Here is a 19785-nt window from a genome sequence, read left to right on the forward strand (position 1 = left end):
GCTTTGCTTATTGGTATAAACCTTTATATAATAGACTTTGGCAACCATGCAAAGAAGGAGGGAAAAGGGTTTTGACGACATTGCTGATCATTCTTGGAGCGATCATTGTTTACTCCGTTATTACGTATTTGTACCAACGAAAAATTGTCAAAGCATTGACAGAAGAAGAGTTTCGTGCTGGTTACCGAAAAGCACAGCTTATAGATGTTCGTGAACCAGATGAATTTGCATCAGGCCATATTCTCGGAGCGCGCAACATTCCGCTTTCACAATTGCGCATGCGCATGAAAGAGTTGCGAAAAGATCAGCCGATCTACTTATATTGCCAAAACGGACTGCGCAGTGGTCGCGCTGCACAAATCCTTTACCGAAAAGGCTATCGTGACCTTTACCATTTAAAAGGCGGCTTTAAACATTGGACAGGAAAAATAAAGAAAAAATAAAAGATTCACCGCAATGGGTGAATCTTTATTTTTGATAGCGCAAAATCGGTTTGCGCGCTGCGGTTGTTTCGTCTAACCGCTTGACAACGGTTGTGTGCGGAGCTTCTTGAACGATCTCCGGATTTTCTTCCGCTTCTTTCGCAATTTGAATCATCGCCTCAATAAAGGCATCTAACGTTTCTTTTGACTCCGTCTCTGTCGGCTCAATCATCATGCACTCTTCGACAATGAGCGGGAAGTAAATGGTTGGCGGATGATAGCCGAAATCTAAAAGACGCTTCGCGATATCAAGGGTACGCACCCCTAATTTCTTTTGCCGTTTTCCGGATAAGACAAATTCATGCTTGCAATGACGATCGTATGGCAAATCATAATACTCGGCTAAGCGGCGCATCATGTAGTTTGCGTTTAATACCGCATATTCGCTGACCGCTTTTAAGCCGTCCGGTCCCATTGAACGAATATACGTATACGCTCGAACATTAATGCCAAAGTTGCCGTAGAACGGTTTGACGCGCCCGATCGCTTGCGGTCTGTCGTAGTCAAGATAATAACCATTTTCTCCTTTGGAAACGACCGGTTTCGGTAAGAATGGAATCAATTCCGCCTTCACGCCGACCGGACCTGAACCAGGACCGCCGCCGCCATGAGGACCGGTAAACGTTTTATGAAGGTTTAAGTGCACGACGTCAAAGCCCATGTCTCCCGGTCTAGCTTTGCTTAACACCGCATTTAAGTTCGCACCGTCGTAATACAATTTTCCACCTGCATCGTGGACAATTTTGGCCATTTCCAAAATATTTTCTTCAAAAAGGCCAAGCGTATTCGGGTTGGTGAGCATCAATGCCGCTGTATCCGGGCCGACGACACGGCGTAAATCGTCTAAATCCACAAGTCCTTCTTCTGTCGATTTCACCGTAATTGTCTCAAACCCTGCGACCGTAGCCGAAGCAGGATTCGTACCGTGAGCCGTATCAGGAACGATCACTTTTGTGCGATTATAATCGCCATTCGCTTCATGATAGGCGCGAATCATCATCAGCCCTGTCCATTCCCCATGCGCTCCGGCCGCAGGTTGTAACGTCACCGCATCCATACCGGTGATTTCTTTTAAGTGCTCTTGAAGGTCATACATCAATTCAAGCGCGCCTTGTACGGTTTCTTCTGGCTGAAGCGGATGAATATGCGCAAACCCAGACAGGCGGGCAACGTTTTCATTGATTTTCGGATTGTATTTCATCGTACAAGACCCAAGCGGATAAAAGCCGGAGTCCACGCCGTGATTGCGCTTCGATAACGCTGTGTAATGGCGCATAATATCGAGTTCAGACACTTCCGGGAGTTCCGGTTCTTCCGTGCGAATGTAATCAGCTGGAATGACTTCTTCAACGTTAAGCGCAGGAACATCCAACTCCGGCAAGCTGTAACCGATACGACCTGGTTTGCTGATTTCAAAAATAAGCGGCTGATCTTTATGCATGGCAATCCCCCAATTCCTTCACAAACGTGTCGATCTCTTCTTTTGTTCGCAACTCTGTGACGGCGACAAGCATATGATTTTCTAACTCCGGATAATCGCGGCCGACATCATAGCCGCCGATGATGCCTTTTTCAAGCAATCGCTTGTTTACTTCTTTTACCGATTTGTTTAACTTCACGACAAATTCGTTAAAAAACGGACCGGTAAACGGCACATCAAACCCATGCTCCACAAACGCGTTTTTGGCATAATGCGCTTTTTGGATGTTCATGATTGCCATTTCTTTGACACCTCTCTTGCCGAGCGCGGTCATCGCCACAGATGCGGCTAATGCGTTTAACGCTTGGTTTGAACAAATATTGGATGTCGCTTTATCGCGGCGAATATGTTGCTCGCGCGCTTGAAGCGTCAACACAAAACCACGGCGTCCTTCTTCATCTGTTGTTTGTCCGACAAGGCGGCCTGGAATTTTGCGCATAAGCGCCGATTTTACCGCAAAATAACCGCAATGCGGTCCGCCAAATTGAGCAGGAATGCCAAACGGTTGGACATCTCCCACAACAATATCTGCCCCAAACGTTCCTGGAGGCGTCAAAATTCCGAGCGCAAGCGGGTTGCTGGCAACAACGAACATGCTTTTCCCTGTATGCGCGATTGGCTCTATTTCTTTTAGCGGCTCAATTTGACCGAAAAAGTTTGGATATTGGACAATGACGCAAGCAACTTGTTCATCCATTTCTGCTTGCAACGCTTCCAGATCGGTCACACCGTTTTTAAATGGAATTTCAACCACTTCAAGCCCCGGACCTTTGGCATATGTTTTTAATACATCTCGATATTCCGGATGAACCGCTTTTGATACAAGCACTTTTTTGTTTTTCGTATGCCCTGCGCTTAACAGCGCTGCCTCCGCAAGCGCGGTTCCCCCGTCATACATGGAAGAGTTGGCGACATCCATTCCCGTTAATTCACAAATCATCGTTTGGAATTCAAAAATCGCTTGCAATTCGCCTTGGGAGATTTCCGGCTGATATGGCGTATAGGCCGTATAAAATTCAGAACGTGAAATGACGTGATCCACAATAGCCGGGATATAATGATCATAAACGCCTGCACCGAGAAACGACGGATGCTTTTTCATATGCATATTTTTTTCCGCCAGCGCGGTTAATTCTTTCATTAATTCCGATTCAGATTTCGCTTTTTTAATGTTATAGTCACGATTGAAACGAACGCTTTCCGGAATGTCGGAAAACAGTTCATCAATCGATTGAACGCCAATCGTTTTCAGCATCTCTTGTTTATCTTCTTCCGTCATCGGCAAATAACGATGAAGCATGGTCATTCTCTCCTTTTCCTTTATTTTGCACGCTTATAAAACGGCGTTGCGACCACTTTCGCTTTTAAACGTTTCCCGCGGATGTCCACTTTCACCTCTGTGTCAAGCGCTGAAAATTCCGATTTGATGAGTGCCAAGCCGATATTTTTCTTTAACGTTGGCGACTGCGTTCCTGTTGTGACGAACCCGATTTCCTCTTCTTCGGAGAATATAGGATAACCGTGACGCGGAATGCCTTTGTCGATCATTTCAATGCCAACCAGCTTCCGCAGCGTTCCTTCTTCCTTCTGTTTTTTCAATACGTCTTTTCCGATAAAATCAATTTCTTTATTGGTTTTTACGGCAAAGCCGAGCCCTGCTTCGATTGGAGTAATATCCTTTGACAACTCTTGACCGTAGAGCGGCAGCGTCGCTTCAAAACGGAGCGTATCGCGCGCGCCAAGACCGCACGGAAGTACACCGTCTTCTTTGCCTGCCTCTAAAATCGCGTTCCAAAGGATAATGGCATCTTCAGCGCGGCAATAAATTTCAAATCCGTCTTCTCCTGTGTAACCGGTGCGTGAAACAAGCGCGTTGATTCCTTGAAGATTCACGTTATCTTTAAATTCAAAAAATTTCATTTGCGATAAATCAATATCCGTAAGCGTTTGCAACACTTTTTCGGCAAGCGGACCTTGCAAAGCCAATTGGGCGATTTTTTCGGAAATGTTCGTAAGTTCAACATCGCCGAACGCATGTTTGTTTAACCATTCAACATCTTTTTCGGTGTTAGCTGCATTCACAACGAGAAGATAATGATCTTCATCTTTTTTATAAATAAGCAAATCATCGACGGTTCCGCCGTTTTCATAGCACATGAGCGTATATTGAGCGCGGCCGTTTGTTAGTTTGGCGACATCATTCGTCATCACTTTCTGCAAGAATGCAAGGCTGTCTTTTCCCTTCACTTCAATTTCTCCCATATGGGAAACATCAAACAAGCCTGCTCGCGCGCGAACGGCTTCGTGCTCTTCTTTAATGCTCGAAAATTGTACGGGCAGTTCCCAACCGCCAAAATCAATCGTTTTGGCTCCATATTGTTCATAAATAGGAAACAGCGGTGTTCGTTTCATCAACTTCTCCCTCCCTCACTTCATAAAAAAGGACAGACGACCCCCATATAAAAAACGGGAGTCTCTGTCCTTTCACCTGAAAGTTTCCCTATGTTGCCATAGGTTTTCCTCGTGGGTGGTTCACGTTCGTGAACGCTCTCCAGAGCCGCGTCAAACAAGAGTTCTTTTGCCTGAGAGATTCGCCCAACGGCTTGCTCCTTCGGCGCTACAAAATTGTAGTCTCTCCCCTTGTTCTCATCCGCCTGTATAGAACTTTTCAAATCATGGCAAACTACATACGAAAGAGTGTAGCAATTTTACAAACTTTCTTACGTTTTATTATCATATAACTTTCGTTTCATCGCAACAGGTTTTTAAAAAACCTATATTACGTATATTTTTTTATTTGTATTAAAAAACGTTCGGAAAATGAGGGGTTTTGATGGATATTACAATTGAATGGGATCGCGATTGGAAAGAACAATTTCTTGAACGATTAGAACGAGATGGGCCTTGGGCGAGTTGGGAGTTATATGATCTTGCATTCGAAACAGCTCAACATTTAACCATTCCGCAATTTGATGGATTGCAAGCGCCAAAACACTTGCCGAACTTAACGATCTTGCCCCATCAATACGAAGTAGCAAAACAAGTCGTTGAAGAGATGAACGGAAAAGCTATTTTAGCCGATGAGGTAGGACTTGGAAAAACGATTGAAGCAGGCCTTATTTTAAAAGAATATATGATTCGGGGATTAGTAAAAAAAGTGCTCATTCTCGTTCCTGCTTCACTTGTTTCCCAATGGGTGAAAGAGTTAAATGAAAAATTTTTCATTCCTGCCGTTCCGCAAAAAAAGAGTTATGTATGGGAACAATGTGACATCGTCGTTTCTTCGATCGATACGGCGAAAAAAAGCCCGCATCGCGAAATCATTTATGCGCAAAATTACGATATGGTCATCATCGACGAAGCGCACAAACTAAAAAACAATAAAACCAAAAACTATGAATTTGTCCAACATTTAAAGAAGAAATTTTGCTTATTATTAACCGCTACGCCCATTCAAAATCGAATTGAAGAAATTTTTCATCTTGTCTCTTTATTAAAGCCCGGGCATTTAGGAAACGTCAATCACTTTCAAGAAAAATACGGAAAAATGCGCTCATTAAACGAAGATGAACACTTAAAAACGCTCATTCGCAAAGTGATGATTCGCAATCGCCGAAACGATACAGGAATTGAATGGAAAAAAAGAAAGGTCGAAACCATTTTCATCGACTTTTCACCGGAAGAGAGAGCGTTATATGAAGCCATTCAGCAGCTAAAACGCGAACCGCTCCTTTCTGGCGACCATTCATTATCGTTAATTACCCTGCTTCGTGAAGCGTGCAGCAGCCGTGAAGCCGTGTTTTTCACATTGAAAGCCATGCTGGATCGCTCACCATCATCCTCTTCACAAATCGAATCATTGATCGAAAAAATTCAGGCGGCAACAAGAAATGCAAAAGCGGAAAAAGCGCTTGAATTAATCCAGCAAATCAACGATAAAGTGATTATTTTTACCGAATATCGCGCGACGCAGTTATATTTACAATGGTTTTTGCAACAGCACGGCATCTCGTCCGTTCCGTTTCGCGGCGGCTTTAAACGAAGTAAAAAAGATTGGATGAAAGAACTATTCGAGCAGCGCATACAAGTGCTCATTGCGACGGAAGCAGGAGGAGAAGGGATTAATTTACAATTTTGCAATCACTTGATTAACTATGACCTGCCTTGGAACCCGATGCGATTAGAACAGCGCATCGGCCGCATTCACCGTCTCGGACAAACGAAAGATGTCCATATTTATAATTTTGCGGTCCGCAATACCGTTGAAGAGCATATTTTTACATTGCTTTACGAAAAAATTCGTTTATTCGAACGCGTCATTGGGGAGTTAGATGATATTTTAATCAAATTCCAATCCAAGCCATTTGCTGAACACCTTGAGCACATCATTTTCCATTCGCAAAATGAAGGGGAAATGAGAATAAAAATGGAAAATCTCACCGAAATTTTGAGCCAAACGAGAGGTGAAACGCGTGCAGCAACATAATATTCAACATTTTTTAGAGCGTTTCTTTGCGGCGAATCATTGTCCGATTTTGGAAAAAGATAAAGGATATGTAAAAGTTCAGCTAACCGCTGAAATGGATAAACAGTTAACGAATCGTCCGTTTTACTGGCACTATATTGAAAGAATCGGAGCGGTCGGCGAACCGATGGCATTAACGTTTATTACAGACCCTGCTCTGTCGGTCGATGGGGAAAAAATTCACTTTGGCTCCCCGCGGCTTCATCAAATTTTTGCAACAACAAAAAAATTAGGGCGATTCATCCGTTTATACGAACAAGTCACGGAAAAGTCCATTCCTCTTCATCCTTGGCTGAATGTAAATATGCATATTTCTTACCAATGCGACCGCAAACAAGATCGCCTGCTTTCACTCGGAATTCATCTCATCAGCGGGACGATTGTCGAATCCTTTTATGACATCGTCAAAGAAAAACGATGGGACACAAAAATTCCTGACTACTGCTTTACGATTTCACCGCTCATTAAACCAGCAAACGGCTTTGCTCGTCTCGAAAAATATGTGGAAGAACAAATCGCCAAAGACGATCATTCATGGGCGAATGAGGCGAAAAAAAGATGGGAAGAAGATTTACTGCTTTTAGATCACTTTTATGAAACGGAAGAAGAAAAGCCCGAAGGTTACTACAATGAAAAAGAAGCGTTACGGCAGCGGTATGAACCGAAAACGATCGTTTCGATCATCAATGGCGGTCTCTTTTATTTGCAACCAAAATAAGGCTGTTCCCAACGAACAGCCTTATTTTCGTTTAAATAACATTGAAATCGCCAACGGCAACATTCCAAACCACCTATTTAAAAAAGGAGGTTTTTCTTGCTTTTTTTGCTCTCGAAGTTTCCTTCTCTCCTCTTTCGGTTGGTCCATATAGCGCACAAATTGCTCGGTCATATACTTCACATAATCATTCGTCGACAATGCTTTCACCACCCTTGTTTTTATTATGGCCACCTCTTCTGATCTTTAAGCACGGTCACAATCTCGGCAACCGTCTCATCAATGGATTTGCCTGTTGTATCGATCGTGACGGTTGCTTCTTTATAAAACGGCAAACGCTCTTGAAACAAACGCTCGATTTGCATTCGTTTATTTTCTGAAAGAAGCGGCCGCGACGAATCGTGCTCTAAACGTCGAAATAATTCCTCGACATCACAGTGTAAATAAACAACCGTTCCATTGGTTTTCATCCATTCCCGATTTTCCGCTTGAATGACCATTCCTCCCCCTGTCGTGATGATCACATTTTCCGTCGGCAACACTTTTAAAACTTCCCTTTCATACTTTCGAAACGTTTCTTCACCTTCTTCAGCAAAAATATCCGCAATCGATTTCCCTGTTTGCTTTTCGATGTATTCATCTGTATCAATGACAGGAAGCTGCAATACGTTCCCCAATTTCTTTCCAATCGTTGTTTTTCCCGCTCCCATAAATCCTGTTAAATAAATGGCCTTCACTTCTTCTCCCTCGCTTCGCTCATTTTTTAATACCGTTCTTTCCACTCGATGATTTCTCCTTCTGATAAGGAAAATAAAAACTCCGCATCGTATTTAAAGGATTGGGTCGTCAAACAAGAAACCGTTACTTTCCACGTCTTTTCATCGAGGCGCACCGCTTCATATGAAGCTTGTCCATTTGGCTCGATGATCGTTTCATTGAATGATAAAACTTCCTTCTCCACATTGACAAGCTTTTCTTTGATCTGTTCGACGACGTTGTTCATCAGAATGTCCCCTTCGTACCATTGCTCTTCTTCTTCGGCAAATTTGACTTCGGTCATATATAGTTCAATAAAATGAATGAACATTGTCAAACATAAAAATGTGCACATGACCGTGAGAGGCAACACAAACCCTTTTTCTCGACTCATGACGCCTTCACCTTCATTGGAAAAAACGAGGCGATAAACGTTTCATACTCATCGCCTCGATCCGTCATAACGCGAATGCGCAACCCTTGACTTTCACTTGAATAAAACACGGAAGAAATATGTTGAAGCATAATTTCATGCCCTTGATCATTCACCCGGCGGCGAATAAATGACCCGTATTTTTCATATGTCACTTTTTCTCCGTTTTGTTTGTAGAAATAAATGGTTGAATTCACAATTTTGATTTCTTTTGTTTCCCGCAATTCCACTTTCGCTTGCTGATTAAATACAAGCCACTCAAAACGATTGAACTTTCCCCCGCTATTTACATATGCCGCACTCATTCGAAAAAAGAGCGAAACAAACGAAACAACGACCAAAAAGGCGGAAAGAACGATTAACATTTCCAATAAGGTGAAACCATCTTCACGTTTAATCATTGGAATTTATATCCACACCTTTCTTTTTGGCGTTCCAAAAGATCTGTCCACCTGACACACAATTCATTTCCTGTGAAAGAAACCAAAAACGTCCTGCCTTGACGAATCACTTCTTTTGAATAAATGAAATCCGTCCTTATCATTTGCTCATAAAAAACTTGCCGAGCAATGCTTTCTTGTTTTTTATTTTCTCTTTCTAAAGCAACGATCGTCCAATGCGGTAATAAAAGGGAAATAAGTATAAACCAAATGCTCAGTGAAACAAGCAATTCAACCATTGTGAAGCCATCACACTTTTTGGGCATAAAACCGTCCCTTTCCTAATAAAAACACAATTTTATATATTTTTTTCCCATAGGTCACCAAGATCGTTCCCGCCTTGTTGACATTTCCATTCGCAAAAAAAGATAACGGCGATTGTAACGTCGTCGGTTGCAATTGAAAGGGGGAGGGAAAGAAACGATATACTAGTTCCTTTCCAGCTGTTCCACCTTCCGTAATCCGGTAGCGACATTCTCCATAATCAAAAACGACGGACACCGTTTTTTTACGCGTCATCGCATATTGTTGCGCATACAACATGTCATTTGTAAATTGTTCGAGAAAATAGCGAAGCTGTCGTTCAGCAACAACACCTTGAACAGATGGGATTGCAACAGCGCTTATAACCGCCACAACAGTGAGAACGATTAACATTTCAATCAGCGTAAAACCATGATTATTCACCTTCCAGCACTTCCCCTTCGCCTGTAATCGCAATTGTTTTTCCATTTGGACAACGATTATTTTCAATATATTTTCCATCGATTAACTCTTGAACGGTCGGAATTTTTTCATGTTCCATTTCATACGCCTTGACTTGTGACTGAACCATTTTGACAAAAGCCGAACATCCTTTTTTATTAATCATGCTATTATGCTTCGTTACATTTGGAATAGTAATGAGAAGCAAAATGGAAATCACCATGAGAACGATTAGCATTTCAATGAGTGTGAACCCTTTTTCATTCCTTTTCACCGTTTTCACCTCTATGTTATAAATGATTCATTAATTGAAACATTGGCCATAAAATAGCCATATACATGAGTACAACAAACAAACCAATGATGATCAAAAGTGTTGGTTGAACAATGTGGATTATTTTCATAAGCCTATTTTCAATTTTTTGCAATGAAAACTGGCTATAATGAAACAATTCCTGAACTAACTCTCCGTTCGATTGTCCATGGCGAATGACGTGCGCTAATTCTTCTTCGTAATAATTGCGTGACTGAATGATTTGATCAAGCTTTTCCCCTTCACATAGTCGATCTTTAATTGTTTTCGCTTCCGCTTGCAATAACGGCAAATGCGACTGTCGCTCAAACACTTGTAGCGCTTCGTAAATCGATAATCCTCCCTTTAGTAAATGGCTCAATTGTAAAGAAAATAATTGTGAATGAAGTGAAATCACCAATTGACGAACAATTGGAATATTCATTAGTATCTTTATTTGTGTGTGAAGAGGTAACTTTCGAACATAAACGAAATAGACAAGAAAAAGCAACATAAAAAACAAAAAAAGAAAGAAAAAGAAATTAGGAATTGAGGATGCAATCGCTAACACGACGATGGAAAAAGAGGAAGATCGAACTTGAAAAGACGATGAAAGATGAGAAAACTGTGGAAGCAACACTTGTTGAAAAGCGAGAAACATAATGATCGAAAAAGACAAAAGAAAAAACGGATAACGCATCATTTTTCTTAATTGTTCCATATAACGAACCTTCATCTGAGCCATATTTCCAGCTTCCATTAACGCATAAGCTATTTGCCCATGCTGTTCCGCAAAAAATAAATAGCCTATCAACTCACGATGAAAGTCAATTTTTGCAAGCGCTTCATGTAGCGAAGATCCCGCTCGTAAATGCGCTAAACAAATCTGTAAGTCCTCTTGGCGCGATGGCGATTGCTGAATTTGTAAAAACTCAATAGCTTGGGAGAGCGAGTACCCTTTTTCGAGAAGCTTTCCGAGTTGAATAAAAAATAAACTTTGTAACGATAAATTCCACTTACGACGTTTCCTCATCCATCGCCCAACTTTCTAACAATCGCTCGTGCAAAAATCCGAAAGCAATTCCTTTTTTAATCACATCTTTCAACATTCGGTATGAGTACAGTCCATTTCCCCCTTTTGCCGATCGAATAGCCTGAGTCAATGCTTTTCCATGCAACAATTCATAAATGCTCGCCCGACGTACATGGCGATACTTCCGACAAAACGGTGAACATTCTCCTTCACAAAACGGACATTTTATTTCAACGAGCCTTTGTGCTGTTACAGCCACTAGTGTTTGCGCAATTTCTTGCAAAGATACATCAAACTCAAGCAACCGATAAATCGCCCCAACCGCATTTTTCGCATGCATCGTCGTTAACACAAGATGGCCTGTTAAAGCAGCACGAACCGCAATTCTAGCCGTTTCTCCATCACGAATTTCACCAACCATGATGATATCCGGGTCATGGCGAAGAATGGCTTTTAATCCTGTCGCATACGTGATTCCCGCTTTTTCATTCACTTGAACCTGCAATACGTTGTCAGTTCGCTTTTCAATCGGATCTTCAATCGTAATAATGTTGCGCTGAAAATGATGTTGACAAACATTTAACAACGTGTATAACGTTGTTGTTTTTCCCGATCCAGTCGGTCCAGTAAAAATGATTAAACCGTGGGAATAATTGAGAAGAGAAAGCAGCTTTTTCGTAATGCTCGGAAATAGTGATAGCTTTTCAAGCGGAAGAAATGAATCTTGAGGCAAAATGCGAATGACGAGGCTTTCATCGTAAGCAGTGGGCAATGTTGATAGGCGTAAATGGACGTTCATCAATCCGATTGTCATTTCCATCGCGCCGCTTTGCGGCCGCCGGCGTTCACCGATATCCATATCGGCAAGAAATTTAAAATGGGCTAATAATCGCTCGCACGTTTCTTTTGATAATATTTCTTTCAACATGAGAACGCCATCCAAACGAAATTGGACAATCGCATCCGTTTTGCGTGGAACGATATGAACATCGGAAACGTGCAAAGAACAAGCCTCTTCCAACAATCGGTCCGCTAACTGTTCAATTGTACTCAATAATAAACCTCCTTTTCATTTGATACATTTTTTGTTCAACATCTTTCTACAAATTCCTTCTCTTTTCTAAAAATTTTTCAAAAAATAATCCCTCTGTATTTGGGAAAATTAAAAGGAAGATGTAGAAACATGCCGAATTTTTTTATCAAATGTTTTCGACTGCCAAAATTAGATGAAACAACAAAACTTCTTTTAAAAATTTGTGAACATTTCTTAAATATAAGTCGTAAGTCCTATAAATATCATTTCAATGTAAAAATAACTGTATTATAATGTTAATGAACAGAACAATCTAGGAGTGAGACTGAAATGGAACAGGTTTTAAAAATTACAAACGTCCTCGCCGATCCAACTCGATACGAAATTTATCAGTACATTACAAGAAAACATAAAGATGTCACTGTTCAAGAAATTGCAGACGCTTTCAATATTCATCCAAACGTTGCACGCCTTCATTTAACAAAGCTTGAAGATGTAAACATGCTCGTTTCCGAAACAAAAAAGACGGGAAAAGGCGGTCGACCAAGCCGCTTATATCGCCTTTCGGACGATGTCATTCAGCTTCACTTCCCGTTTCGCGATTATCAACTTCTCTCCAAAATTGCGATTCAAACGATGATGAAGCTTGGTGAAGTTGGCAAACAAGCGCTATATGAAACAGGAAAAGCATTCGGACAAGAACTCGTTCAAAACCATGTACAAAACATGCACTCACTTGAACAAATGTCGATCGAAGAAAAAATGGAAATTTTGCAAAAGGCGGCTGAAGCAGCTGGTTTCTACCCGGAGTTCCATTACAACGCTGAACAAGGAAAAATTTATTTTGAAATTTTCAACTGCCCGTTTAAGGAAATTGCGTTTACGTATCCTGATAGCGTTTGCTATATGCACAACGCCTTTTTAAGAGGTATGTTGGAAGTGTTGTTCCCAGATGCGGAACTAGTTACAGAAGAGATTATGCCATCTGGTTGCAATTCCTGTACGTACCAAGCGATCCTTCGGAAATAGAAGGTATATTTACACAAACATTTCAAGTACATTATAATAATACAGAAAGGGATTCGGTCAAAAAGGAGGGATACATATGGATCGCATGTTCCGCGTCTTATCATTTTGGACAGGAATTTTCGCTGTCATGTTCTATCTTGGACACATGCATGTTACTTCATTAATTTTCCTTGCCCAAACAGGATTCTTTCTTTTATTAAGCTACTTAAAATTGACAGAAAGAATGTACATCTATATTTTCGGGGCGTATTTAACGATCTTCTTTGCGGGATTTACGTATTGGACAACATTCATGATGGTCCCTGGCGTGGGAGAATAAAAAAAGCGATGGTTTCTCATCGCTTTTTTTATTTAGATATCTCTCTTGATTTGTGGAGGCGGAGTGCTTGAAAATAAGAGATATTATTTATGGTGATTTTACGATAAACGGGGTTCTGGAAGAGCTAATCATGAGTAAACCAGTCCAAAGGTTAAAAGGAATATATCAAGGCGGTGCAAGTTATTTAGTCAATGAGAAGTGGAATGTGACACGCTATGAACACTCCATTGGCGTCATGCTTTTAATTCGGAAACTTGGCGGCTCATTAGAAGAGCAAATTGCAGGTTTACTTCATGATATATCGCACACAGCATTTTCACATGTGATTGATTTTGTCTTTGAAAATAAAGAAGAAGATTACCATGAAAAAATATATAATCGTGTCATTGTTGATTCTGAAATTCCTCATATTCTTGAAAAACATGGATACAATTATAAAGATATCTTATTAGACAATTCTAAATGGACGTTGCTTGAACAGCCTGCACCCGAATTATGTGCTGATAGAGTAGATTATACTTTACGTGATATGTACCAATATGGGCATATTTCATTGAAAGAGGTAAAAAATTTTTTGGAAAATTTAATAGTGATTAATGGTAGAATGTACCCGAAAGATATTGAAACGGCTGAATGGTTTGTAGAAACATATTACAAAGAAGTTATTGATTTTTTTATGGACCCTCTAAATGTCTATGGTTATGATCTTTTAGCTAAAACAATAAAATTAGCATTAGATAAAAATATCATCCATCTCAATGATTTACTCGGTACAGACGAAAATATAATAAATATCTTACATTCATCTGATGACCAAGAGATACAAAGTCTGTTAAAGAAAATTCATCGCAATGTACGTGTGAAAGAGGATAGAAACGATTATGATTTACATCGTAAAAATAAAGTGCGTCTAATCGACCCTTCCGTTCCTCATGAAAATAAGTTAGTAAGAGCCTCAACTTTATCAGCAAAGGTTAAAAGCATGTGTGAACAAGCTTATAAAAAAGCTGTAAACGGAATGTATGTAAAAGTAATTTCTAACTAGATAAACAATTCCTAAAACAAATTAACAACATATGAAGGACTTCCAAACATGGAAGTCCCAAATTTTTTATAAAAATCAACACTTTTATTTAAAAATATCGCCCGAGTCGATTTGAACGTTTTTTTGCTGAAGCATCACTTGAAACGAAGCCCCGATTCCGCCATCCATAATGAGCGAACGAATGGCCCGATTATGCCGGCTTTGTTCCGAAAATGGATTCGGATCATGATGTTCAATGAAATAATGTAAAATGCCCGCTTTAAGCAAAAATTGATCTTGCCGCCATAAATCAACATACGTCCAACCGACTTTTTCTCCATAATAGCGCAGCGCATCCCATTGAATGTGAGTCGTCAAATCCATCTCTCCCGGACGGAAAAGCAGATCATCGATGAGACGATGCTTATAATAACCTCGCAAACTACCGCGTTTTCGAGCTGGCTCCTTCCACTCTTCATCTGTATAGCCATAATCAACCGTAAAAATGACCGCCTTCTCTAAATGTTGATCCAAATCAAAAATAAACTGCTTCATCGCTAACGGCACTTCAAATCGCTGGCCATTATTTAAGGAAATGTTTCGCTCGCGCAAATAGCCGATGATTTCCTTGTTTTCAAGCGGAATCTTTTGCTCGGTCAATCCGTTTTGCTCGAAAGTAATGAAGCATTCATATAACTGTTCATTTTCTTTTTCAATGACATGAACCGGAAAGGCGTCAAATAATTCATTGCTGAAAACAATTCCCGAAAAACGAGAAGGCAATTGATCGATTCGCTCCAATAATTGCACATTTTCAGCAAACATTTGCAGCATTTCTTGCTGTTTTTGGCGATGATACGGACTCACTTCGATTAAAAAATACGTGCCGCTTGCAAATGTTTCCGGCGACAGACGTTTCCATTCTTCTAAAACAGCGCGCGCAAAGCGCCCTGTCCCCCCGCCTATTTCGCATATAAACGGCGGAATTTTTTCTGCTTCGATCAGTTGAACAAATATTTTCGCAAACAATTGCGCAACAACATTTGAAACGTTGCTTGTCGTAATAAAGTCGCCAGCGCGTCCGATTTTTTCTTCGTTTCTCATATAATATCCGTACTGTTCATCATATAAAGCAAGCTGCATATATTGTGCGTAAGAAATGCGCTTATACAAAGACGATTCAATTTTTTTTCGAATGTATTCCACCATTTTTGTTTTTACACCCTTTTTTCACTATTGACATAGTGTTAAATTTGTTATATTGTTAAGCTAGTAGCTTAACAATATCCCCTCCCATTATAGGAATAGAACATCCCCCAAACCCCCTTCTCGTAGGAGAGAAGGGCTTTTTTTATTTTTAAAAGCCATTCAAAAACGGATTGGTTTCCATTTCATTCATTAACGTTGTCTCTGGACCGTGTCCCGGTAAAACGACGGTTTCTTCCGGTAGCTGCAGCAAGCGCTCATGAATGCTTTGCAGTAATTGATCGTGATTTCCTCCTGGCAAATCCGTACGTCCGATGCTACCTGCAAACAATACATCTCCTGAAAAAACCGCACCTAGTTCTTCGCAATAATACGATACACTTCCCGGAGAGTGTCCCGGCGTTTCAAGCACGCGAAGTGAAAATTCTCCAATCGTCAACGTTTGTTCACCATCAAGTAAATAATCAGCCGGTTTCACTTTTATTTCTTGTCCCATAAAAAGGAGAGAACCGTTTAACCATGCGTCGTTAAGCCAATCTTTCTCATTTTTATGTACATAGACAGGCACATTCCATCGTTTACGCACATCGTCGACTGCTCCGATATGGTCAAAATGGGCGTGCGTTAAAAGCACCGCAAGCGGCTTCCATCCTTGGCTGGAAATATAGCTTACCAACTTCTCTCCTTCGCTTCCCGGATCAAAAATCAAACACGTATCATTCGGATGAACAAGCACATAGGCATTCGTTTGCAGCGAACCTAACGGAATTCGTTCCCATTTCACGTTTATAACTCCTCTCTTTCAACGTATTCTTATCAACATTGTACACGAGCGCTCTTTCGAACAAAAGTTTTTTTCACCTCGACAAATAATAAAAAAAAGTTTACAATGAAAAAGAAATCCTTTCTACATAGCATGGATCCTTTGCAAAGGGGGTAAATCAAATGGGTTTAGTCATCATTTTTTCTTTAATCACTTTGTTAGCGCTTTACGGAGTTATTCGTTCATTTCGTGAAAAAAACTTCCTTGGAGTTTTATTTGGACTTGGAACAGCTGCTGTGTTTGGCTGGTTTACCATCATGACGGTTCTGCATCATGGATATCCAACTGCCCACTAAAAAAGACGCCAAATGTTTGGCGTCTTTTTATTCCATTTGTAACGCTGTTAAAAAAATGCCTAAGCTGTCCTCATAAATGTCAGGAAACTGTTCAAGCGGTAAAGGATTCACCCCTTCTCCCAGCTCAATCGTATATCCTCTTCGTTTCCATTCTTGAATAAACCAATCGCGATAACCAGCATGACTATCAATGTAACGAACGGGTGCATAACCGCTCTGCCTTGCAAACTCGTTTACTTCTTTCTCTGCTTCTTTCGGTTCCAACTGTTCATATCCCCAATAAATTTCTTTTCCTTGCGTATGAAACGCGAGCACTTTGACAAAATCTCTCTCTTTCGTTAATTGCGCCATCGCCACCGTTTCCGGTTCACTCAGCGGTGAAAAACCAGGAAAATCTCGTGGAGCAGGTTCTTTCGGAATTTTTCGCTCCTTTTCCACCTCCCACTTTGCAGGAAATTGATTATTTAAATCGATGCCGCGAATGTTCGCTTTCCATTGGGAAAAATCGTTGCTTCCGCCGTTCATCGACACAACGTCACTTCGATAAGGCTCCATTGGCGGCGGGCCGTTTAACACAAGATCAACTCCGTCTGGATTCACCATTGGAACAATCGATAATGTGACTCTTTCATATATGGATCGCACATTAGCTCCCTTTAACTTTTTCCCATTTGTGAGCGCACAAAGATAATCATTTAAAAACGTCATAATCACGGCGGTTGTAATCCATTCATTCGCATGAAACGAACCATTCATGTGCACATGTTTGCTTCCGCGGCCAATTTGTATCTCCACCAGCGGTTTCCCAAGAACGCTTTTTCCGATTTCATACATGCGCAAAAACGGATACAGCTTTAAAAGTGTCTGCAAATCATTCATTAATGCGGTGAAATCATAATTTTTCTGTCCGTTGATAACCGCTTTTTTCACACGAACAGGAACGACGATTTCTTCTCCGGCTGTCAGCGGTGAACGAATGATCGAAGTCAACGCATCGACTGGCGTATCCAATTCTCGAACGATGGTTTCACGTGTATCTCCTTTTTTTACTTTGTACACATGCGCCTCATAACCAGGGAGATAAATTTCTTCCCCTTCTTGCAACACATCATGCGTCACATGCGGATTTGAATCAACAAGCAGCGCATGCGGCAAATCAAATCGTTCACTATACAACGAAAGCGTGTCTCCTTTGCATGCCAAAATCTGCATCTTCCACCCCCTTTTTACTTTTTATCATTTTATGAAAAACCGTCCTGTCCTCATGCGCTAAAAAATAAAGCTTAATCCGCAACGGGATTAAGCTTTATTTCTGATGTTTTTTTTCTAGTTGCTTATTGTAAAAGCGCAATAGATCACCATAGACAATTTTATCTGAGTACTCTAATTCTTGACGCGCTTTTTCCATATATGGTTCACAGTGAGAAGCGTCCACTTCTAACCCTGTCTTCTTATCATAGCAAGCGTTTTTTGTATAAACATAATCTTTTGTGATGAAGCTGCCGTCGCGCAAGACAGCGAAATCCATTTTATCTTCCGCAAATAAGTCTTCGCCAAAATGGATATCATTTTTCGTATCAATGCCAAGCAAGTGAAGCAATGTCGGTTTGACATCGATTTGACCAGATACTTTTGAAATCACTTTTGGATGTTTATCGGTTACGCCTGGAATATGAATAATCAACGGTACTCGCTGCAATTGTACATGATCAAACGGCGTAATTTCTTCTTTTCCTAAATATTGCGCCATCGCTTTATTATGGTTTTCAGAGATACCATAATGGTCTCCGTACATAATGATGATGGATTTTTCATATAATCCTTCTTTTTTCAATTGTTCAATGAACACTTTTAGCGCCTCATCCATGTAGCGAACAGTTGGGAAATAACGATTCAATGTTCGGCTATTGGATGTATACTCAGGAACCATTCGATCTTCTTCATCTAATTCAAACGGGAAGTGGTTCGTTAACGTGATAAATTTTGCATAGAACGGCTGAGGTAATGTTTTCAAATGTTGAACAGATTGCTCAAAGAACGGAATATCTTTTAGACCCCAACCGACAGAGTTTTCCTCGTTCACTTCAAAGTCTGTTAACGAGAAGTAACGGTCATATCCTAATGATTGATACATTAAATCGCGATTCCAGAAGCTTTTATTATTCGCATGGAACACAGCTGTATAGTAGCCGTATTTTTTCAAAATTTCCGGTGTCGCATTGTATTCGTTTGTTGCATGCGTAAAGAATACCGCACCGCGACCAAGCGGATATAAAGAGTTTTCAATTAAAAACTCGGCATCGGACGTTTTTCCTTGTCCTGTTTGATGATAGAAATTATCAAAATAGTAGCTTTGCTTAATAAAATCATTTAAAAACGGCGTGATTTCTTGTCCGTTAACGGTATTATTAATGACAAAACTTTGGAGCGATTCCATCGAAACGATAATCACGTTTCGACCTTTCGCAATTCCAAATAAATCTTTGTTTGGCTCTTTTTCGTTGGCATTGACATAGTTTTGGATATCAGCAAGTTCGCTGCTATCTGCCAATACGCGCTGGGCCTTCGATCTTGATTGCAAAATAATATCATAAATGTGATAGTTGTACATTCCTAAGTTTTTAATAAGCATTTCGCGGTCGAACGTTCTCGTCAAAAGCTCTGGACGCTCTGTTTCAGCCAATCCCAAATTAAATAACGCAATCGCAACGGTCACAAAAAAGTATGCACGACGCGTTCTTTTTGTTGCAGGAACGTAAGCTGCAATCGGCATTTTTTTATAAATAAACCACGCCAACAATGCGACATCTGCAAAAAAGAACAAGTCAGAAAAACGCATTAACTCAAATACGCTATTGCCTAAATCGCCCATGTTGCTCGTTTGAAACAGCACAGGGATCGTAATAAAGTCATTGAAAAAGCGATAAAACATCACGTTCGCATAAAGGACAAACGAAATGAGAAAACTTGTAATCACAATATAGCGATTTCTTCGTTTCTCTTTCATGAAAAGCGATAATCCAAAAATAAATAATAGGAAGCTCAATGGGTTAATAAACAAAATAAACTCCTGCTTCCATGACTCAATCTTTATATCAAAGCTAGTTTTATAGACAATGTATGTTTTAATCCATAAAAGCAAAACCGTTAATAAAACAAAACGGTAGTTTTTCACTTTCTTTCCCTCCTTATTC

General features: G+C 40.5%; 23 protein-coding genes and 1 riboswitch. Of the genes, 7 read left to right on the forward strand and 16 right to left on the reverse strand.

Translation table 11 applies throughout. The features are described 5' to 3' along the window. Positions 1-71 precede the first annotated feature (71 nt). Positions 72-443, forward strand: coding sequence for a rhodanese-like domain-containing protein (locus EDD69_RS08770; protein ID WP_132948589.1), 372 nt, complete (start codon positions 72-74; stop codon positions 441-443). 25 nt (positions 444-468) lie between these two features. Here the strand turns inward: EDD69_RS08770 and gcvPB are convergent, their stop codons facing one another. From gcvPB to gcvT, 3 genes are read right to left on the reverse strand one after another with little or no spacing between them, the layout of a single operon-like run. Beyond that, a complete protein-coding gene (gene gcvPB / locus EDD69_RS08775) occupies positions 469-1923 on the reverse strand; it encodes an aminomethyl-transferring glycine dehydrogenase subunit GcvPB (protein ID WP_132948590.1) in 1455 nt (484 codons plus the stop codon). Then, complete coding sequence (gene gcvPA, locus EDD69_RS08780; protein WP_132948591.1) at positions 1916-3262, reverse strand: aminomethyl-transferring glycine dehydrogenase subunit GcvPA; 1347 nt, start codon at positions 3260-3262, stop codon at positions 1916-1918. Before gcvPA ends, gcvPB begins: the two co-directional genes overlap by 8 nt. A 20-nt stretch (positions 3263-3282) precedes the next feature. After that, the gene (gcvT, locus tag EDD69_RS08785; RefSeq protein ID WP_132948592.1) at positions 3283-4377 is read right to left on the reverse strand and encodes a glycine cleavage system aminomethyltransferase GcvT; all 1095 of its coding nucleotides are present in this window, start codon (positions 4375-4377) and stop codon (positions 3283-3285) included. A gap of 145 nt (positions 4378-4522) precedes the next feature. Continuing rightward, a riboswitch (glycine riboswitch) is annotated at positions 4523-4612 on the reverse strand. A 183-nt stretch (positions 4613-4795) separates the two neighbouring features. Between gcvT and EDD69_RS08790 the strand changes: the two genes are divergently transcribed. After that, a complete protein-coding gene (locus EDD69_RS08790; protein ID WP_132948593.1) occupies positions 4796-6448 on the forward strand; it encodes a DEAD/DEAH box helicase in 1653 nt (550 codons plus the stop codon). Then, positions 6435-7205 carry a YqhG family protein gene (locus EDD69_RS08795; protein ID WP_132948594.1) on the forward strand — a complete coding sequence of 257 codons (771 nt, stop codon included), beginning with the start codon at positions 6435-6437 and terminating at the stop codon, positions 7203-7205. The genes EDD69_RS08790 and EDD69_RS08795 overlap by 14 nt, the downstream gene beginning before the upstream one ends. Before the next feature lie 21 nt (positions 7206-7226). On the opposite strand, the gene EDD69_RS08800 is transcribed toward EDD69_RS08795, so the two are convergent. From EDD69_RS08800 to comGA, 9 genes are read right to left on the reverse strand one after another with little or no spacing between them, the layout of a single operon-like run. Next, positions 7227-7403, reverse strand: coding sequence for a YqzE family protein (locus EDD69_RS08800; protein ID WP_132948595.1), 177 nt, complete (start codon positions 7401-7403; stop codon positions 7227-7229). Between the two features lie 23 nt (positions 7404-7426). After that, positions 7427-7939 (reverse strand): shikimate kinase, encoded by a 513-nt coding sequence (locus tag EDD69_RS08805; protein ID WP_132948698.1) that lies wholly within the window; start codon positions 7937-7939, stop codon positions 7427-7429. Positions 7940-7965: 26 nt separating this feature from the next. Beyond that, a complete protein-coding gene (comGG, locus tag EDD69_RS08810; RefSeq protein WP_132948596.1) occupies positions 7966-8352 on the reverse strand; it encodes a competence type IV pilus minor pilin ComGG in 387 nt (128 codons plus the stop codon). Next, positions 8349-8792: a competence type IV pilus minor pilin ComGF gene (comGF, locus tag EDD69_RS08815; RefSeq protein WP_132948597.1), complete on the reverse strand. Its 444-nt coding sequence runs from the start codon at positions 8790-8792 to the stop codon at positions 8349-8351. The genes comGG and comGF overlap by 4 nt, the downstream gene beginning before the upstream one ends. Continuing rightward, positions 8789-9097: a competence type IV pilus minor pilin ComGE gene (comGE, locus tag EDD69_RS08820; protein ID WP_132948598.1), complete on the reverse strand. Its 309-nt coding sequence runs from the start codon at positions 9095-9097 to the stop codon at positions 8789-8791. Before comGE ends, comGF begins: the two co-directional genes overlap by 4 nt. Next, positions 9081-9518: a competence type IV pilus minor pilin ComGD gene (gene comGD, locus EDD69_RS08825; protein WP_132948599.1), complete on the reverse strand. Its 438-nt coding sequence runs from the start codon at positions 9516-9518 to the stop codon at positions 9081-9083. Before comGD ends, comGE begins: the two co-directional genes overlap by 17 nt. Further along, the gene (comGC, locus tag EDD69_RS08830; protein ID WP_279388141.1) at positions 9511-9810 is read right to left on the reverse strand and encodes a competence type IV pilus major pilin ComGC; all 300 of its coding nucleotides are present in this window, start codon (positions 9808-9810) and stop codon (positions 9511-9513) included. Before comGC ends, comGD begins: the two co-directional genes overlap by 8 nt. Positions 9811-9826: 16 nt before the next feature. Next, positions 9827-10861 carry a competence type IV pilus assembly protein ComGB gene (gene comGB / locus EDD69_RS08835; protein ID WP_132948600.1) on the reverse strand — a complete coding sequence of 345 codons (1035 nt, stop codon included), beginning with the start codon at positions 10859-10861 and terminating at the stop codon, positions 9827-9829. Continuing rightward, a complete protein-coding gene (gene comGA, locus EDD69_RS08840) occupies positions 10845-11915 on the reverse strand; it encodes a competence type IV pilus ATPase ComGA (protein WP_132948601.1) in 1071 nt (356 codons plus the stop codon). The genes comGB and comGA overlap by 17 nt, the downstream gene beginning before the upstream one ends. Before the next feature lie 309 nt (positions 11916-12224). On the opposite strand from comGA, the gene EDD69_RS08845 reads away from it, so the two are divergent. The 3 genes from EDD69_RS08845 (at position 12225) to EDD69_RS08855 (ending at position 14287) form a co-directional block, all read left to right on the forward strand. Then, complete coding sequence (locus tag EDD69_RS08845) at positions 12225-12923, forward strand: helix-turn-helix transcriptional regulator (protein WP_132948602.1); 699 nt, start codon at positions 12225-12227, stop codon at positions 12921-12923. Between the two features lie 76 nt (positions 12924-12999). After that, positions 13000-13242, forward strand: coding sequence for a DUF2626 domain-containing protein (locus EDD69_RS08850; protein WP_132948603.1), 243 nt, complete (start codon positions 13000-13002; stop codon positions 13240-13242). A 67-nt stretch (positions 13243-13309) separates the two neighbouring features. Then, a complete protein-coding gene (locus tag EDD69_RS08855) occupies positions 13310-14287 on the forward strand; it encodes an HD domain-containing protein (RefSeq protein ID WP_132948604.1) in 978 nt (325 codons plus the stop codon). Positions 14288-14371: 84 nt separating this feature from the next. Here the strand turns inward: EDD69_RS08855 and EDD69_RS08860 are convergent, their stop codons facing one another. Both EDD69_RS08860 and EDD69_RS08865 read right to left on the reverse strand, forming a co-directional pair. Further along, positions 14372-15475 (reverse strand): class I SAM-dependent methyltransferase, encoded by a 1104-nt coding sequence (locus tag EDD69_RS08860; protein WP_132948605.1) that lies wholly within the window; start codon positions 15473-15475, stop codon positions 14372-14374. 148 nt (positions 15476-15623) lie between these two features. Further along, positions 15624-16256, reverse strand: a complete 633-nt coding sequence (locus EDD69_RS08865; RefSeq protein WP_132948606.1) for an MBL fold metallo-hydrolase — start codon at positions 16254-16256, stop codon at positions 15624-15626. 161 nt (positions 16257-16417) lie between these two features. Here EDD69_RS08865 and EDD69_RS08870 point away from each other — a divergent pair, with 161 nt between their 5' ends. Further along, entirely contained in the window at positions 16418-16591 is a 174-nt protein-coding gene (locus EDD69_RS08870; RefSeq protein ID WP_132948607.1) for a DUF2759 domain-containing protein, read from the forward strand. Between the two features lie 27 nt (positions 16592-16618). Here the strand turns inward: EDD69_RS08870 and EDD69_RS08875 are convergent, their stop codons facing one another. Both EDD69_RS08875 and EDD69_RS08880 read right to left on the reverse strand, forming a co-directional pair. Further along, complete coding sequence (locus EDD69_RS08875; protein WP_132948608.1) at positions 16619-17803, reverse strand: M14 family metallopeptidase; 1185 nt, start codon at positions 17801-17803, stop codon at positions 16619-16621. A gap of 94 nt (positions 17804-17897) precedes the next feature. Then, positions 17898-19766, reverse strand: coding sequence for an LTA synthase family protein (locus tag EDD69_RS08880; protein WP_132948609.1), 1869 nt, complete (start codon positions 19764-19766; stop codon positions 17898-17900). Positions 19767-19785 lie beyond the last annotated feature (19 nt).

The sequence above is a fragment of the Thermolongibacillus altinsuensis genome (genome assembly GCF_004341205.1).
Taxonomy (GTDB): Bacteria; Bacillota; Bacilli; order Bacillales; family Anoxybacillaceae; genus Thermolongibacillus; species Thermolongibacillus altinsuensis.

Excerpts from the sequence above, each read along its gene's own strand:
- EDD69_RS08845 (WP_132948602.1), top strand. The coding sequence starts at position 12,225 with ATGGAACAGGTTTTAAAAATTACAAACGTCCTCGCCGATCCAACTCGA.
- comGE (WP_132948598.1), bottom strand. The coding sequence starts at position 9,097 with ATGCCCAAAAAGTGTGATGGCTTCACAATGGTTGAATTGCTTGTTTCA.
- gcvPB (WP_132948590.1), bottom strand. The coding sequence starts at position 1,923 with ATGCATAAAGATCAGCCGCTTATTTTTGAAATCAGCAAACCAGGTCGT.
- gcvPA (WP_132948591.1), bottom strand. The coding sequence starts at position 3,262 with ATGCTTCATCGTTATTTGCCGATGACGGAAGAAGATAAACAAGAGATG.
- EDD69_RS08870 (WP_132948607.1), top strand. The coding sequence starts at position 16,418 with ATGGGTTTAGTCATCATTTTTTCTTTAATCACTTTGTTAGCGCTTTAC.
- EDD69_RS08860 (WP_132948605.1), bottom strand. The coding sequence starts at position 15,475 with ATGGTGGAATACATTCGAAAAAAAATTGAATCGTCTTTGTATAAGCGC.
- EDD69_RS08850 (WP_132948603.1), top strand. The coding sequence starts at position 13,000 with ATGGATCGCATGTTCCGCGTCTTATCATTTTGGACAGGAATTTTCGCT.
- comGG (WP_132948596.1), bottom strand. The coding sequence starts at position 8,352 with ATGAGTCGAGAAAAAGGGTTTGTGTTGCCTCTCACGGTCATGTGCACA.
- EDD69_RS08790 (WP_132948593.1), top strand. The coding sequence starts at position 4,796 with ATGGATATTACAATTGAATGGGATCGCGATTGGAAAGAACAATTTCTT.
- comGF (WP_132948597.1), bottom strand. The coding sequence starts at position 8,792 with ATGATTAAACGTGAAGATGGTTTCACCTTATTGGAAATGTTAATCGTT.
- comGB (WP_132948600.1), bottom strand. The coding sequence starts at position 10,861 with ATGAGGAAACGTCGTAAGTGGAATTTATCGTTACAAAGTTTATTTTTT.
- EDD69_RS08875 (WP_132948608.1), bottom strand. The coding sequence starts at position 17,803 with ATGCAGATTTTGGCATGCAAAGGAGACACGCTTTCGTTGTATAGTGAA.